General features: G+C 68.9%; 14 protein-coding genes. 11 read left to right on the top strand and 3 right to left on the bottom strand.

Annotation, left to right across the window (positions count from 1 at the left end; translation table 11 throughout):
- The first annotated feature begins 165 nt into the window (after positions 1-165).
- From ACFWU5_RS06805 to ACFWU5_RS06755, 11 genes are all read left to right on the top strand, one after another.
- Complete coding sequence (locus tag ACFWU5_RS06805) at positions 166-1,593, top strand: 2-hydroxymuconic semialdehyde dehydrogenase (protein ID WP_379266387.1); 1,428 nt, start codon at positions 166-168, stop codon at positions 1,591-1,593.
- A complete protein-coding gene (locus ACFWU5_RS06800) occupies positions 1,590-2,390 on the top strand; it encodes a 2-keto-4-pentenoate hydratase (protein ID WP_379266386.1) in 801 nt (266 codons plus the stop codon). The genes ACFWU5_RS06805 and ACFWU5_RS06800 overlap by 4 nt, the downstream gene beginning before the upstream one ends.
- Positions 2,390-3,133 carry a 2-keto-4-pentenoate hydratase gene (locus ACFWU5_RS06795; RefSeq protein ID WP_379266385.1) on the top strand — a complete coding sequence of 248 codons (744 nt, stop codon included), beginning with the start codon at positions 2,390-2,392 and terminating at the stop codon, positions 3,131-3,133. The genes ACFWU5_RS06800 and ACFWU5_RS06795 overlap by 1 nt, the downstream gene beginning before the upstream one ends.
- On the top strand, positions 3,130-3,546 hold the full coding sequence (locus ACFWU5_RS06790; protein WP_379242874.1) for a RidA family protein: 417 nt from the start codon (positions 3,130-3,132) through the stop codon (positions 3,544-3,546). Before ACFWU5_RS06795 ends, ACFWU5_RS06790 begins: the two co-directional genes overlap by 4 nt.
- Entirely contained in the window at positions 3,543-4,115 is a 573-nt protein-coding gene (locus ACFWU5_RS06785; protein WP_379266384.1) for a 3-hydroxyanthranilate 3,4-dioxygenase, read from the top strand. The genes ACFWU5_RS06790 and ACFWU5_RS06785 overlap by 4 nt, the downstream gene beginning before the upstream one ends.
- Positions 4,112-5,131 carry an amidohydrolase family protein gene (locus ACFWU5_RS06780; protein WP_379266383.1) on the top strand — a complete coding sequence of 340 codons (1,020 nt, stop codon included), beginning with the start codon at positions 4,112-4,114 and terminating at the stop codon, positions 5,129-5,131. Before ACFWU5_RS06785 ends, ACFWU5_RS06780 begins: the two co-directional genes overlap by 4 nt.
- Positions 5,128-6,042: an acetaldehyde dehydrogenase (acetylating) gene (locus tag ACFWU5_RS06775; protein WP_379266382.1), complete on the top strand. Its 915-nt coding sequence runs from the start codon at positions 5,128-5,130 to the stop codon at positions 6,040-6,042. Before ACFWU5_RS06780 ends, ACFWU5_RS06775 begins: the two co-directional genes overlap by 4 nt.
- A complete protein-coding gene (dmpG, locus tag ACFWU5_RS06770; protein WP_379266381.1) occupies positions 6,039-7,079 on the top strand; it encodes a 4-hydroxy-2-oxovalerate aldolase in 1,041 nt (346 codons plus the stop codon). Before ACFWU5_RS06775 ends, dmpG begins: the two co-directional genes overlap by 4 nt.
- Positions 7,073-8,308, top strand: coding sequence for a kynureninase (gene kynU, locus ACFWU5_RS06765; protein WP_379266380.1), 1,236 nt, complete (start codon positions 7,073-7,075; stop codon positions 8,306-8,308). Before dmpG ends, kynU begins: the two co-directional genes overlap by 7 nt.
- Positions 8,309-8,353: 45 nt before the next feature.
- On the top strand, positions 8,354-9,793 hold the full coding sequence (locus ACFWU5_RS06760; protein WP_379266379.1) for an amino acid permease: 1,440 nt from the start codon (positions 8,354-8,356) through the stop codon (positions 9,791-9,793).
- Between the two features lie 140 nt (positions 9,794-9,933).
- A complete protein-coding gene (locus ACFWU5_RS06755) occupies positions 9,934-10,317 on the top strand; it encodes a hypothetical protein (RefSeq protein ID WP_379266378.1) in 384 nt (127 codons plus the stop codon).
- 45 nt (positions 10,318-10,362) lie between these two features.
- Here ACFWU5_RS06755 and ACFWU5_RS06750 read toward each other — a convergent pair whose 3' ends face one another.
- The 3 genes from ACFWU5_RS06750 to ACFWU5_RS06740 form a co-directional block, all read right to left on the bottom strand.
- Complete coding sequence (locus ACFWU5_RS06750) at positions 10,363-11,334, bottom strand: quinone oxidoreductase family protein (protein WP_379266377.1); 972 nt, start codon at positions 11,332-11,334, stop codon at positions 10,363-10,365.
- 138 nt (positions 11,335-11,472) lie between these two features.
- A complete protein-coding gene (locus tag ACFWU5_RS06745; protein ID WP_379266376.1) occupies positions 11,473-12,549 on the bottom strand; it encodes an alkaline phosphatase family protein in 1,077 nt (358 codons plus the stop codon).
- A gap of 84 nt (positions 12,550-12,633) precedes the next feature.
- A complete protein-coding gene (locus tag ACFWU5_RS06740) occupies positions 12,634-13,896 on the bottom strand; it encodes a dihydrolipoamide acetyltransferase family protein (protein WP_379266375.1) in 1,263 nt (420 codons plus the stop codon).
- Positions 13,897-13,904: the final 8 nt, after the last annotated feature.

The following is a 13,904-nucleotide window of genomic DNA, read 5'->3' as shown; positions in this document are numbered from 1 at the left end:
CGCAGCACTCCTTCCAGGTAAGTCCGAGCAGGTCCAGCCACAACATACCCACTTCGATATAGCAATGACGTCGATTGGCATTGGCTCGGCATATGTTGTTGGGCGCATGCTACCCACACGCTTCGGGACATCAGAGGTCCCGACCCAGCAACGGAGGTCTACAAGGTGAACTCACCCGTGCGGCATTACGTGGGAGGCAGGTTCGACACGTCGGGCGTGCCGTTCCCGCTGATCGATCCGGTCTCCGGGGCCGCTACGGGCGAGGTTCCAGCCGCACCCCGCGAGCTGGTCGACCAGGCGGTGCAGGCCGCGAAGGACGCGCTGCACGGCCCGTGGTCCACCTGGAGCCCGGCGCAGCGGTCTGCCGTGCTGCACCGGATCGCCGACGGCATCGAACAGCGCTTCGAGGAGTTCGTCGCCGCCGAATGCGCCGACACCGGCAAGCCGCGCGAGCTCGCCTCCACCATCGACATCCCGCGCGCGATCGCCAACTTCCGCGCGTACGCCGACCTCACCGCGGGTCGCAGCGAACAGTCCTGGCACACCCCCACCCCGGACGGTCGCGGCGCGCTGAACTACACCGTGCGCAAGCCACTGGGCGTGGTCGCGGTGATCTCGCCGTGGAACCTGCCGCTGCTGCTGCTCACCTGGAAGGTGGCCCCGGCGCTGGCCATGGGAAACACGGTGGTGGCCAAGCCTTCTGAGCTCACACCGAGCACGGCCTGCCTGCTGGCCGAGGTCATCGCCGACGCCGAACTGCCCGCGGGTGTGTTCAACCTGGTGCACGGTGGCGGCGCGGGCGAGGCCGGGCAGTGGCTCACCGAGCACCCGAGTGTCGACGCGATCGCGTTCACCGGGGAGTCGCGCACCGGCAGCACGATCATGCGGGCCGCGGCCGCGCACCTGACGCCGGTGTCGTTCGAACTGGGTGGCAAGAACGCCGGCCTGGTCTTCGCCGATGCGGACTTCGAGCAGGCCGTCCAAGGCACCCTGCGTTCGGCGTTCACCCACAGCGGGCAGGTGTGCCTGTGCACCGAACGCCTGTACGTGGAACGGTCGATCTTCGACGCGTTCGCGCAAGCGCTGGCCGAGGGCGCGAAGCAGCTGAGTGGTTACGGCCCCATGGTTTCCGCCGCACACCGCGACAAGGTTCTGGGCTTCCTCGACAAGGCCGCAGCCGACGGCCAGGTGCTCGCCGGTGGCAAGGCGCCGAAGTTCGAAGACGAACGGGACGGCGGTTTCTGGGTCGAGCCCACCGTGCTCACCAGCCTGCCGGAAGACCATCCCGCGGTCCGCGACGAGATCTTCGGACCCGTTGTGCACCTGGCACCCTTCGACACCGAAGAGGAGGCCCTGAACCTGGTCAACGCCAGCCCGTACGGCCTCGCCGCCACCGTGTGGACCGGCGATCTGAGCCGCGCGCACCGCGTGGCCCCCGCCCTGGACGTCGGCATCGCCTGGGTCAACACCTGGAATCTGCGCGACCTGCGCACGCCGTTCGGCGGCGTGAAGGCGTCCGGGATCGGCCGTGAGGGCGGCGACCACTCCCTCGATTTCTTCTCCGAGCCGATGAATGTGTGTGTGAAGTTGTGAGTGCCGTGACCCGAGCCGCCGAGCGCATCGACCAGGCGCGCCACAGCGGAATCCCGTGCGACCCCGTTCGCGACATCCTCCCGGCCGGAGACCTGGACGCCGCTTACGCCGTCCAGTCCATCCTGACCGATCGCCGCCTGGCCGAAGGCCGCCGCATCACCGGCTGGAAGATCGGACTCACCTCGAAGGCCGTGCAGGCCCAATTGGGTGTGGACACACCGGATTTCGGCCCGCTGCTCGATGACACGGCCGTGGCCGACGGCGCCGAGATCCCCTGGGGTTCGGTGCTGCAGCCCAAGGCCGAGGCCGAGGTCGCCCTGGTGCTCGAGCACGACCTCACCCACGAGCGCCACACCGTGGCCGACGTGATCCGCGCGACCGCCTTCGCGCTGCCCGCCATCGAGGTGGTCGGCAGCCGTATCCGCGACTGGGACATCACCGTCGTGGACACCATCGCCGACAACGCCTCGAGCGGCCTCTACGTGCTGGGCAACCGGCCCGTGCTGCTGCGCGACATCGACCTGCGGACCGCGGGCATGGTCCTGGAACGCCGCGGCGAGCCCGTGTCCACCGGTGCGGGCGCGGCCTGCCTGGGCAATCCGCTGCACGCCGCGGTCTGGCTGGCCGACACGCTCGTGCGACTGGGCCGACCGCTGCGCGCCGGGGACACCGTCCTCACCGGCGCGCTCGGCCCCATGGTCAGCGTCGAGCCCGGCGATGTCCTCGAAGCTCGCATCGACAATCTCGGCTCGGTGCGCGCGGCCTTCGGTCGCCCGGCAGAAGAAGGAGACGCCTGATGAACACCGCGGAACTGGCGCAGACTCTCGACGACGCGGCCCTGCACGCGCGCCCGCTGCCCGGCGGCGGCAGCGGACTGTCCGACACCGACCAGGCATACGCCGTCCAAGCCGCCCTGGTGGCGCGCAAGCTCGCTCGCGGCGAACAGATCACCGGCTTCAAGCTCGGTTTCACCAGCCTGGCGAAGATGCGGCAGATGGGCGTGTCCGACCTGATCCACGGCCGACTCACGGACCGGATGCACATCGCCGACGGCGGAAAGTTCGACGTCTCCGGGCTGATCCATCCCCGGGTCGAGCCCGAAGTGGCGTTCCTGCTCGGCGACACACTGCGCGCCGGCGGCGATCCCGCGGCGGCTGTCGCGGCGGTGGCACCCGCGCTGGAAGTGATCGACTCGCGCTACGACGGGTTCCGGTTCTCCCTGCCCGAAGTGATCGCCGACAACACCTCCGCAGCAGGCTATGTCGTGGGCGCGTGGAGCGACATGACCGACCTCGGCAACCTCGGTGTCCTGCTCGAGCTGGACGGACGCCTCGTCCAAACCGGTTCCACCGCAGCGATTCTCGGCCATCCACTGCGCGCCCTCGCCGCCGCCGCCCGCCTCGCCGGTGAGCTGGCACCCGGCACAGTGATCCTGGCCGGCGCGGCGACCGCCGCCGTGGCGCTATCGCCCGGCACCCACGTCCGAGCCACTGTCGCGGGCCTGGGCACGGTCGGTTTCACCACCGAGGAGGCCGCGTGATCGTCCCCGGTGCCGCCCCACCGCGCGGCCGTTTCCCGCACCTGCGCCGAGCGGGCGACCTGGTCTTCGTGTCGGGCACCAGTTCCCGCCGCCCCGACGGCAGTTTCGTCGGTGCCAGCGTGGACCCGATGGGCGTGACCGACCTGGACATCCGGGCCCAGACCCGCGCGGTGCTGGACAACATCGCGAGCCTGCTGGGCGCGGTCGGCGGCAGCCTCGACAATCTGGTGTCGGTCACCACGTACCTGGTGAGCATGAACGACTTCGGCGGCTACAACGACGTGTACGCCGAGTATTTCGACGAGACGGGCCCCAGCCGCACTACGGTCGCGGTCCATCAACTTCCCCACCCGCATCTGCTGATCGAGATCAGCGCCGTAGCCCACCTCCCGCAGACCAAGGAGTTGCGATGACCATGAACCCGTTCAATCTCCAGGCTTGGATCGAAGAACACCGCCACCTGCTGCAGCCGCCGGTCGGCAATGTGCAGATCTGGCAGGACGCCGATCTGATGGTGACGATCGTGGGCGGCCCCAACCGCCGCACCGACTTCCACGACGACCCGATCGAAGAGTTCTTCTACCAGTTGAAGGGCGACATGGTCCTGCGCGTGATGGAGGAGGAAGGGCAGCCGCCCCGCGACATCCACATCCGCGAAGGAGACGTGTTCCTCGCCCCGGCGCACCTGCGGCACTCCCCGCAGCGCCCAGAGGAAGGCAGCATCGGCCTGGTCGTGGAGTTCGCCCGCCCGCAAGGCCACCGCGACGCGTTCGAGTGGTACTGCATGAACTGCCACCACCTGGTGCACCGCAGCGAACTGCAGCTCACCTCGATCGTGGACGACCTGCCGCCGGTGTTCAGCGCGTTCTACGCCGACGAAGCCGCCCGCACCTGCGGACACTGCGGGACCGTGCACCCGGGCAAGGACTGGCCCGAGCAGCTGCGTCCGCGCACCCGTCGCGACGAGGTGGACAGCGAATGACGCTGGTAGACATCCACGCTCACGTCTTCCCGGAGATCAGCCGCGCCGAGTCGCGGACGCTGACCGGCTCCGAGGACGGCCCCTGGCTGCGCACCGGCGACGGCGATGCGGGAATGATGATGGCCGGGTCCGCCGAATACCGGCCCGTGCGCCGCACCCTGTGGGACCCCTCCGAGCGGGTGGCCGATCTGGACCGGCTCGGCGTCGACATCCAGGTGCTGTCCAGCACCCCGCTGATGTTCGGCTACGACCTCGAGTCGCAGCGTGCCACCGACTGGTGCCACACGGTCAATTCCCGGCTGCTGCACTACAGTTCGTACGCACCGAACCGGCTGGCCCCGCTGTGCCAGGTCCCGCTGCAAGACACCGAAGCGGCCTGCGCCGTGCTCACCGAGGCGATGGCCCAGGGCTTCCACGGTGTGCACATCGGCAACCACATCGGCGACCGCGACCTCGACCACGGTGCACTGCAGGAATTCCTCACGCACTGCGCCCACGAGAACGCGGCCGTGCTGGTGCACCCCTGGGACATGCCCACGGGCCCCCGTTTCGAGCGGTACATGCTCGCGTGGCTGGCTGGCATGGCCGCGGAAACCCACCTCACGATCCTGTCGCTGATCCTGTCCGGCTCGTTCGAACGCCTCCCGGCCTCGCTGCGACTGCTGTTCGCCCACGGCGGCGGCAGCTTCCCGTACATGCTGGGCCGCGCCGACAACGCCTGGCACCGCCGCGACATCGTCCGCGCCGACAGCCCGCACCCGCCCTCGCACTACACCGACCGCTTCGCCGTGGACTCGGCCGTGTTCGACCAGAGCGCGCTGCGCTTGCTGGTGGACGTGATGAGCGCGGAACGCGTGATGCTGGGCTCGGACCACCCCTTCCCGCTCGGCGAGGAGAACATCGGCGCCCTGGTGCGCGAGAGCACCCTCACCCCTGACGAACAGGCAGCAGTGTTGGGCGGCAACGCCATTCGCTTCTTCGGCCTGACCCCGCTGTTGAAGGAGGCCGTCCGATGAAGGCAGCTGTGATCGGATCGGGCAATATCGGCACCGATCTCCTCATCAAGATCATTCGCGGATCGGGGACGATCTCCGCCGGCGCGATGATCGGCATCGACGCGGACTCCGAAGGTCTGGCGCGGGCCCGACGTCTGGGCGTACCCACCAGTTCCGACGGTGTGGCCGGGCTGCTGGCCATGGACGGCTTCGACGACATCGACATCGTCTTCGACGCCACTTCCGCAGGCGCGCACCACCACAACGCGGCCGCGCTGGCACCGTTCGGCAAGACGATCGTGGACCTCACCCCGGCCGCGATCGGCCCGTATGTGGTGCCGTCGGTCAACCTCGACGAGCACCTGGACGCCCGCAACGTCAACATGGTCACCTGCGGTGGCCAGGCCACCATCCCGATCGTGGCCGCCGTGTCCGCGGTCGCACCGGTGCACTACGCGGAGATCGTCGCCTCGATCGCCTCGCGGTCGGCCGGACCCGGCACCCGCGCCAACATCGACGAGTTCACCGAAACCACTTCTCGCGCACTGGAACAGGTCGGCGGCGCGACCCGCGGCAAGGCCATCATCGTGCTCAACCCCGCAGAACCGCCGTTGCTGATGCGCGACACCGTGCACTGCATCGTCGACGACTGCGACACCGACCAGGTCGCCGCCTCCGTGCACGCGATGGCCGCCACCGTGGCCGCGTACGTGCCCGGCTACCGGCTCAAGCAGCAGCCACAGTTCCGCGCACTGGCCGCCGACGACCCCCTGGTCCGCCTGGCAGGCGGTGGGCGCCTGCTGGTTTCGGTCTACCTCGAAGTCGAAGGTGCCGCCCACTATCTCCCGGCCTATGCCGGAAACCTCGACATCATGACCTCCGCCGCGCTGCGCACCGCGCAGCGTCTGGCTGAACGGAGCCCGGCCCGATGAACAAGGTCTACGTCCAAGACGTCACCCTGCGCGACGGAATGCACGCGGTATCGCACCGCTACACCCTCGACCAGGTCCGCTCGATCGCGGCCGCACTGGAAGCCGCGGGCGTGGACGCCATCGAAGTGGCCCACGGCGACGGCCTTTCCGGGTCCTCGATCACGTACGGCCCTGGCGCACACACTGATTGGGAGTGGCTGGAGGTGGCGGCCGAAGTACTCACCAAGGCTCGCCTGACCACCCTGCTGCTGCCCGGCATCGGCACCTCCGAGGACCTGCGCCGCGCACACGCGTTGGGTGTCACGTCGGTTCGCGTGGCCACCCACTGCACCGAGGCCGACATCTCCGCCCAGCACATCACCCTGGCCCGCGAGCTGGGCATGGACGTGTCGGGCTTCCTGATGATGTCGCACATGGCCCCGCCGGCGGAACTGGCCGCCCAGGCCCGCCTGATGGAGTCCTACGGCGCGCACTGCGTCTACGTCACCGACTCCGGCGGTCGACTGACCATGGACGGCGTGCGCGAACGGGTCCGCGCCTACCGCGAGGTCCTCGACCCGAACACCGAGATCGGCATCCACGCCCACCACAACCTCGGTCTGGGCGTGGCCAACAGCATCGCGGCAGTCGAGGAGGGCGCCTACCGCGTGGACGCCTCGCTGGCCGGACAGGGCGCGGGCGCCGGAAACGCCCCGCTGGAACCGACCATCGCGGTCCTGGACCTGATGGGCTTCGAACACGGCTGCGCCCTGTTCCCGCTGATGGACGCCGCCGAGGACCTCGTCCGGCCGACACAGGACCGGCCCGTGCGGGTCGACCGGGAAACGCTGACGCTGGGCTACGCCGGGGTGTACTCGAGCTTCCTGCGGCACGCGGAAACAGCGGCCGCGCGCCACGGACTCGACACGCGCGACCTGCTCGTCGAGGCAGGACAGCGGCGACTGGTCGGCGGGCAGGAAGACTTGCTCACCGACATCGCCCTGGATCTCGTCCGAGCCGGCACCCCTACACACCACGACGGAGACACCTCATGTTGACCGAACGCGCCACTGCGCTGGACGCCGCCGACCCGCTCGCCCACGTCCGTGACCGCTTCCTGCTCCCCGACGGCGTCACCTACCTCGACGGCAACTCCCTGGGCGCCCTGCCCGCCGCCGTGCCCGCGGTGATCGAGGACGCGGTGCGTCGCCAGTGGGGCACCGACCTGATCCGCTCCTGGAACGGCAACGGCTGGTGGGAAGCCCCGCTGCGCACCGGCGACACCCTCGGCCGACTGATCGGCGCCGCGCCCGGCCAGGTCGTGGTCGGTGACTCCACCAGCGTCCAGCTGTTCAACACCCTGGTCGCCGCCGCCCGCCTGCGCCCCGACCGCCGACTGCTGCTCACCGACCCCGATCACTTCCCCACCGACCAGTACATCGCCGACTCGGTGGGCAGAATGCTCGACCTCGAAGTTCGACGGGTGCCCGCCCGTGAGGCCGCCGCGGTGCTGGCCGCCGAGGGTGCGAACGTCGCGGTCGCGGCCTACGCACCGGTGGACTACCGCACCGGCGAGCTGTACGACATGGCCGCGCTCACCGAGGCCGCGCACGCCGCGGGCGCGGTGATGCACTGGGATCTGTGCCACGCCGCGGGCGCGCTGCCGGTCGAACTCGATGCCATCGCAGCGGATTTCGCGGTCGGCTGCGGGTACAAGTACCTGTCCGGTGGTCCCGGCGCGCCGGCGTTCGCCTACGTCGCGCAGCGTCATCAGCAGGACTTCGACCAGCCCATCACCGGCTGGCACGGCCACGCGGAACCGTTCGCGATGTCGGGCACCTACACCCCCGGACCGGGCATCTCCCGCGCCCGGATCAGCACGCCTCCGCTGTTGTCGCTGCTTGCCCTGGAAGCCGCGCTCACCGCCTTCGACGGCGTGGAGATGAAAGACGTACGCGCCAAAGGGATTTCGCTGACCGGGTTCTTCCAGGAATGCGTCGACACGCTGCTGGACGGTCTCGGCTTCACCATGGCCACCCCGCGCGACCCCGCCCACCGCGGCAGCCAGGTCGCCCTGCGCCATCCCGAGGCGTACCCGCTGGTCGCCGCGCTCACCGCGCGCGGCGTGATCGGCGACATGCGCGCCCCCGACCTGCTGCGCTTCGGGTTCAACCCGCTGTACGTGTCGCACGCCGACGTGCTGCACGCCGTGCGGGAACTACACGACATCGTCACCTCCGGCGCTCACCGAACCCCCGAGTTCACCCAGCGCCCCACTGTCACCTGACCCTTCGAGTTCCCCGCCCCACCCCTGCAGAAGGACACCGCCGTCATGGCTGCACCACACAAAGCCCCCGCCTCCAACGATATTCGCCCACCGGAAGGTGAGGGGGCCACGCTGGTCCGCTCCCTCACCCACCGACAAACCACCATGATCGGCCTCGGCTCCGCACTGGGCACCGGCCTGTTCCTCGGCTCCGGATCGGCCATCTCGGCCGCCGGACCCGCGGTGATCGTGTCCTATGTACTCGGCGCCCTGCTGGTCGGCGTCATCGCCGTGCTCCTGGGCGAGATGTGTGCCGCGCACCCGGTCCAGGGTTCGTTCGGCACCATCGCCCAGACCTATCTGGGCCCGTGGGCCGGCTTCCTGAGCCGGTGGCTGTACTGGTTCAGCGCCGTGGTGGTCATCGGCACCGAAGTTGTCGCCGCAGCGCTGTATATCCGATGGTGGTGGCCCGCGGTACCGATGTCGGCGGCCATCCTGGCGATCGCCGCGGTGGTGCTCGCGGTCAACATCATCAGCGTGAAATCGTTCGGCACCACCGAGTTCTGGCTGTCCACGATCAAGGTGGTGGCGCTGTGCGCGTTCATCCTGTGCGCGGCACTGCTGGTGTTCTTCGGCATGCCCGACACGCAGGCCACCGGGCTTGCGCATCTCACCGATGACGGCGGTTTCATGCCCCACGGTGCGAGTTCGATCTGGTTGGCCATGTCGGTGGTGATGTTCGCCTACGCGGGCTTCGAGGTCGTGGCCATCGCCTCGGCCGAAGCCGCGGACCCGCAGCGCACCATCCGCACCGCGATGCGTCAGCTCGCCTGGCGACTGAGCTTCTTCTACATCCTGTCGATCATCCTGGTGATGGCGCTGATTCCGTGGCGTCAACTGGCCGACAGCGACGGCAGCGTCGAAACCAGCCCGTTCGTGCAGGTGTTCTCCGTGGTCGGCGTGCCCGCCGCGGCGACACTGACCAACGCCGTGGTGCTCATCGCCGCCATCTCCGCCGCCAACGCCCACCTCTACGGCGCGTCCCGCCTGCTGCACTCGCTGGGCGCCGACAAACTGGCCCCGGCCCCGACGGCCAAGCTCAGCCGCCGCGGCGTGCCCGCCATCGCGCTGGCCGCCTCGACCATGGGCATCGCCGCCGCGGCGCTGCTGGCCTTCTACGACGTGAGCGGGCTGTTCGGCATCATGATGTCGATCGCGATCTTCGCGCTCATGCTGGTGTGGCTGCTGATCCTGGCCTCGTACGTGGCCTTCCGTCGCCACCGCAACGCCAACCCGGAGGAGTTCACCGGGTTCAGCATTCCGGGCGGCAGCGTCCTCGCGGTGCTGGCCGCGGCCGGCGTGCTCGCCGTCGCCGCCACCGCGGTGAAGATCCCCGACATGCGCCAAGCGGCGATCACCGGCCTGGTCTTCGCCGCCGTGCTGGCCGTCTGCTACGGCCTGACCACGCTGCGCCGGTCACGGGTGAAAGAAACTGCCGCAGAGTAAGTTCCGCTGATACCGCAGGGCGCCGCTGTTTCGCAGCGGCGCCCTTCGGCGTATCCGGTCCGATCTCGTCGTGGCGAGGTCGCCGTTTCGCGAGGACACTGGGGATCCAGACGTCCGACTCGTCCCCAGGAGCACACGCGATGGCAACCGATGGACCTTTCGGCATCGACCCCGACGATGTCGAACGCGCACTGCGCGAAGCGGGAACAGAATTCCTCGACCTGCTCGGAAAGGCCGGCGGCTACCTCGACCGCGTCGACCAAGTCGACCTCGGTGCCCTGGTCGGCCAGTTCTTCGGACCCCAGCAACCACCCACGCCGAAACCTGAACCCGAGACCGCGGGCGAAACCGGCAGCGGAGTGTGGGCGATCTACACCATCGACGACACCGGCCAGGCCAACGTCGACCAGGTATTCCCCACCGAACTCGAAGCATTACGAGCCCACCGCGACAACACCGACGACCGCCGACGAGTCCGCTTCCTGCCCTACGGGGTTCCAGCCAGCGTGTTGGACGTGCCCTGAGCGCACCCGCCCGACGGACCGGTGTTTCCCCTTGCGACGGGCGCGTCAGACCGTGAAGACCGAGGCGCCGACACTGGTGCCCGCTTCGAGGTCGCGGTGCGCGCGCACGGCGTCTGAGAGTTCGTAGCGCTGGTTGATGTCGACCCGCAGGCGTCCCGCGGTGAGGTGGTCGTGCAGTTCGCCCGCCAGTTCCGCGCGTTCGGCCGAGTCGGCGATGTAGTCGGCCAGGGCGGGTCTGGTGACGAACAGCGAGCCCTTCACCGCCAGTTGCCTCGCCTCGATCGGCGGCACCGGACCCGACGCGGTGCCGAAGCACACGAGCAGGCCGCGCCGGGCCAGCGAGTCGATCGAGGATTGGTAGGTGCTCTTGCCGATGCTGTCGTACACCACGGGAACACCTGCGCCGTCGGTGATTTCACGCACCCGCGTCGCGACGTCCTCACGGGTGTAGATCACCACGTGATCGCAGCCGTTGGCACGCGCGACCGCGGCCTTCTCCTCGCTGGACACCGTGCCGATCACGTGCACGCCCAGCAACTTCGCCCATTGCGTGAACAGCTGGCCGACCCCGCCCGCCGCCGCGTGCAGCAGCACCGTGTCTCCCGCGCGCAACGGGTGGATGCGGCGCAACAGGTAGGCGGTGGTAAGGCCGCGCATGGTGGTCGCGGCGGCGGTGTCGAACGCGATGCCGTCGGGCAGGGCGATCAGGTGCTCGGCGGGCATGACCCGTTCGGTGCTGTACGCGCCGAGCGGGCTGCCGGTGTAGGTGACACGATCACCGGCCGCGAACTCGACGCCGGGGCCGACGGCTTCGATCACACCCGCCCCCTCCACGCCCAGTCCCGCGGGCAGCGCCGCCGGGTACAGCCCCGTGCGAAAATACGTGTCGGCGAAGTTGAGTCCGACCGCGGTGTGCCGGATCCTGACCTGCCCCGGCCCTGGTTGCCCGACCTCGGTGGATTCCCACCGCAACACGTCGGGACCACCGGTTTCAGCGAATCGAATAGCGTGTGCCACTGTGTGTTTCCTCCTCGAGGATGCACCTAACTGGGTGCTGCGGCACAGCGCAATCCTTTGGCTCACAAGGCAGAAAAACCTTGCTCTCGGGACACTGTCAGAGGTGTCGGAGGAAGCCGCCGTCCAGGCAGCCTGAGATCACCTGTCCGATGATCCACCCGCCGAACCGCTGCCCAGGATGCACAGCGGGTTCGCGACCATGGCCGCCTGGGCCGAGCCCGACGATGAACCGGTGATGCCGGAACCGACCGGTGGGGTGTTCGGCACCGGTGCTGCCGGGTTGCCCGAGCCGCCTGTCAGCATCGACTCGCCGTCGAGGTTCGCGGGGGCCGAGATATCGAGCAGGTCCAGCACGGTCGGCGTGATGTCGGCGAGGGTGTAGCCGTTGTTCTGAGTGCCCGCGGCGAAGCCCGGGCCGCGCGCGACAACGAAACTGGCTGTCTCGTCGGCACTTTGACCGCCGTGGCCGCCGTCGGGCTTGTGGCCGTGGTCGGTGGTGACCAGAATCGTCCACTGCTCGTCGGTGTGCGCGGCCGCCCGCGCGTCGACCGCGGCGGCGATCTTTCCGATCAGTGCGTCCGCACGGCCGATGGCGTCGCGGTATGCCTGCGGCCAGACTCCGCGCAGCGTGTGTCCGACGATGTCCACCTGGTCCAGGTGGGTGAACAGCAGGTCGGTGCCGTCCTCGATGGCGGAGACGGCCTGTGCGGTGGCGCTGGCGTCGGCGGTGCTCTCACACACGCCCGAACCGGTCGGGTCGATCTGCGTGACGGTGACCCGGTCCGCCGCCGGGCTGCCCGTGCGCGCGATCATGCCGATCGTGTCCCAGGTCCCGATCGACGCCGTCGACAATGCCGGACGCTGCCGCTCCGCCTGCGTGAACACCGTCGGATACGGCGCGAAAGCCCCTGCGTTGCAGGTGGATTCATTGTCCTGGATGCCGTGCTTGGTATCCCACACACCGGTCAGCGCCGTCGCCCATGACACGCACGACATCGTGGTGTGCGGAGCGATGGAGGTGCGCGCCAGGGTGCCCTGCGCCGCCAGGCGGTCGAGGTTGGGCGCATCGGCCGCGGCCACCTCACTCCACAGCGTGCCATCGATGCCGATGACCACGACTTTGTTCACCACCGGAGCGGCCGGGGCGGGCGCTGCGGCGGTGAGCGGGACAGCGGCCAGGGCGGCGGCCGCGAGGATGCGGTGTGTACGAGACATGCGCGGCACCGTAATCGCCTCGCGGCCCCGACACCCTACAAATTGGACAATTGACCGAGAACTTCTCGCCAACTGGGAATCCCGCTAGGCGACAATTCTCAGCGGGTTCTCCAGCAACTCCTTCACCTGTGCCAGGAACTGGGCCGCGACCGCGCCGTCGATGGCCCGGTGGTCCGCGGACAGGGTCACGCGCAGGATCTTGCGCACGACCACCTCGTCGCCGTCCAAGCGCAGCTCGTCGGCCGCCGCGCCCACGGCCAGGATCGCGGCTTCGGGCGCGTTGATGACCGCGGTGAACTGCTCGATGCCGAACATGCCGAGGTTGGAGATGGTGAAGGTGCCGCCCGACATCTCCGGCGCACGCAGCTTGCGGTCGCGGGCGCGGGTCGCTTTGTCACGGCTGTCGGTGGCGATCTCGGACACACTGAGCCGGTCCGCGTCACGAATCACCGGAACGAGCAGCCCGACCGGGGTCGCGACCGCGATGCCGATGTGAATTCCCTTGTGGCGCAACACCTTGTCACCCGCGAAACTGACGTTGATCGCGCGATTCTTCGCCAGCGCGACCGCCACCGCCTTGACCAGCAGATCGTTCACACTGACCTTGCCGTCGCCCGCCGCAGTCAGCGTCGCGTTGATCCGCTCGCGGAACGCGAACAGTTCGGTCACGTCGATCGCGATGGTCACGTAGAAGTGCGGCGCCTGCTGCTTGCTCTCGGTGAGGCGGGTCGCCGACACGCGCTGAATGTTGGTCAGCGCAACTTCCTCGAAGTCCCCTGACACGGGAACCTCTTGCGGCGCAACAGCACTCACATCACCTGATGGCGCAACGACACTCACGTCACCTGATGGCACCGCGGGAGTCACGACAGCGCCGGCACTGTGCGCGGCCTGCACATCCACTTTGGTAATCCGCCCACCCGGACCGGTCCCCACCACGGCATCGATATCCACGTCCAACTCGCGCGCGATCTTACGAGCCAGCGGCGAGGCCTTGACCACCTGCGTGCGCGGCACTCCTTCGTCGCGTCGGGTCTCGACAACCGCGGTGGTCGAGCCGAGGTCGGACACAGCCGGTGTCGACGGAACAGACTGTGCCGCAACGGGTGTGGTGCCGTCACCCACGACCGCGATCGGCTCACCGATCGGCACGCGAACCCCCGCTTCGGCGATGATCCGTTCGAGGACGCCGTCGTCGTAGGCTTCCAGTTCCATCAACGCTTTATCGGTCTCGATCTCGGCGACGATCTCGCCGCGGGCGATGGGATCACCCACCTTCTTGAGCCATACGGAAACGACGCCGTCTTCCATGGTGTCGGACAGCCGGGGCATGATGATGTCGGGCATAGCGTGTT

It is taken from the genome of Nocardia sp. NPDC058640 (assembly GCF_042716995.1).
Taxonomy (GTDB): Bacteria; Actinomycetota; Actinomycetes; order Mycobacteriales; family Mycobacteriaceae; genus Nocardia.
The sequence above is the reverse complement of the archived record's forward strand: the minus strand, read 5'-3'. Positions and strand labels throughout refer to the sequence as shown.

What these genes read in the sequence shown, in the direction of transcription:
- ACFWU5_RS06795 (WP_379266385.1), top strand. Translation starts at nt 2,390, where the DNA reads ATGAACACCGCGGAACTGGCGCAGACTCTCGACGACGCGGCCCTGCAC.
- ACFWU5_RS06785 (WP_379266384.1), top strand. Translation starts at nt 3,543, where the DNA reads ATGACCATGAACCCGTTCAATCTCCAGGCTTGGATCGAAGAACACCGC.
- ACFWU5_RS06780 (WP_379266383.1), top strand. Translation starts at nt 4,112, where the DNA reads ATGACGCTGGTAGACATCCACGCTCACGTCTTCCCGGAGATCAGCCGC.
- ACFWU5_RS06775 (WP_379266382.1), top strand. Translation starts at nt 5,128, where the DNA reads ATGAAGGCAGCTGTGATCGGATCGGGCAATATCGGCACCGATCTCCTC.
- dmpG (WP_379266381.1), top strand. Translation starts at nt 6,039, where the DNA reads ATGAACAAGGTCTACGTCCAAGACGTCACCCTGCGCGACGGAATGCAC.
- kynU (WP_379266380.1), top strand. Translation starts at nt 7,073, where the DNA reads ATGTTGACCGAACGCGCCACTGCGCTGGACGCCGCCGACCCGCTCGCC.
- ACFWU5_RS06760 (WP_379266379.1), top strand. Translation starts at nt 8,354, where the DNA reads ATGGCTGCACCACACAAAGCCCCCGCCTCCAACGATATTCGCCCACCG.
- ACFWU5_RS06755 (WP_379266378.1), top strand. Translation starts at nt 9,934, where the DNA reads ATGGCAACCGATGGACCTTTCGGCATCGACCCCGACGATGTCGAACGC.
- ACFWU5_RS06745 (WP_379266376.1), bottom strand. Translation starts at nt 12,549, where the DNA reads ATGTCTCGTACACACCGCATCCTCGCGGCCGCCGCCCTGGCCGCTGTC.
- ACFWU5_RS06740 (WP_379266375.1), bottom strand. Translation starts at nt 13,896, where the DNA reads ATGCCCGACATCATCATGCCCCGGCTGTCCGACACCATGGAAGACGGC.